Raw genomic sequence first — 1,313 nt, 5'->3', positions numbered from 1 at the left:
TGGCCGGTGTACCTGCGTTCGGTGCTGGCCTTCTCGGCCGTCTCGGTCCTGTTCCTGTACGGCCTGATCCGGCTCCAGGGCCATCTGCTGCTGAGCCTGGGGGTTCCGCAGATGGAGGGCCACCAGGCCTGGAACACCGCGATCTCCTTCGTCACCAACACCAACTGGCAGTCGTACTCGGGTGAGTCGGCGATGGGCCACCTGGTGCAGATGGCGGGTCTGGCGGTGCAGAACTTCGTGTCCGCGGCCGTCGGCATCGCCATCGTGGCCGCGCTGATCCGTGGGTTCACCCGGAACCGGACGGACCGCCTCGGCAACTTCTGGGTGGACCTGGTCCGGATCAACCTGCGGCTGCTGCTGCCGGTCGCGGTCGTCTTCGCGCTGGTCCTGGCCGCCAACGGCGTGATCCAGAACTTCCACGGCTTCCACGAGGTCACCGGCCTGGCCGGCGAGGTGCAGAGGATCCCGGGCGGGCCGGTGGCCTCCCAGGAGGTCATCAAGGAGCTGGGCACCAACGGTGGCGGTTTCTTCAACGCCAACTCGGCGCACCCGTTCGAGAATCCGACCGGGTTCACGAACTGGCTGGAGATCTTCCTGCTGCTGGTGATCCCGTTCGCGCTGCCGCGTACCTTCGGCCGGATGGTCGGCGACAACCGCCAGGGCTACGCGATCGTCTCCGTGATGGCGATCTTCTGGGTTGCCTCGGTGGCTCTGCTGACCCTCGCCGAGTCGCAGCACCACGGCGCCGCCCTCCAGGCCGCGGGCGCCGCGATGGAGGGCAAGGAGCAGCGCTTCGGCGTCGCGGCCAGCTCGCTGTTCGCCGCCTCGACGACGCTGACCTCGACCGGTGCGGTGGACTCCTTCCACGACTCGTTCACGCCGTTCGGCGGCGGTGTCACGATCTTCAACATGATGCTGGGTGAGATCGCGCCCGGCGGTACCGGTTCCGGTCTGTACGGCATGCTGATCCTGGCGATCGTGGCGGTGTTCGTGGCCGGTCTGATGGTCGGGCGTACCCCCGAGTACCTGGGCAAGAAGCTCGGCGGCCGGGAGATGAAGTTCGCCTCCCTCTACATCCTCACCACCCCCGCGCTGGTGCTGGTGGGCACGGGTGTGGCGATGGCGTTGCCGGGCGAGCGGGCCGGGATGCTCAACTCCGGTGCGCACGGCTTCTCCGAGGTGCTGTACGCGTTCACCTCCGCGAGCAACAACAACGGTTCGGCGTTCGCCGGCATCACCGTCAACACCGACTGGTACGACACGGCGCTCGGCCTGGCGATGGTCCTCGGCCGTTTCCTGCCGATGGTGTTCGT

Annotated in this window: 1 protein-coding gene; it reads left to right on the top strand. The window is 67.6% G+C overall.

Annotated elements, in window-relative coordinates:
• Window positions 1-1,313 (top strand): potassium-transporting ATPase subunit KdpA (gene kdpA, locus ACH4J0_RS43230; protein ID WP_396246664.1); only part of this gene is annotated, 1,313 nt, incomplete at both ends.

It is taken from the genome of Kitasatospora sp. NPDC017646 (assembly GCF_044329365.1).
Taxonomy (GTDB): Bacteria; Actinomycetota; Actinomycetes; order Streptomycetales; family Streptomycetaceae; genus Kitasatospora.
This window is presented reverse-complemented; position numbering and strand designations above follow the sequence as displayed.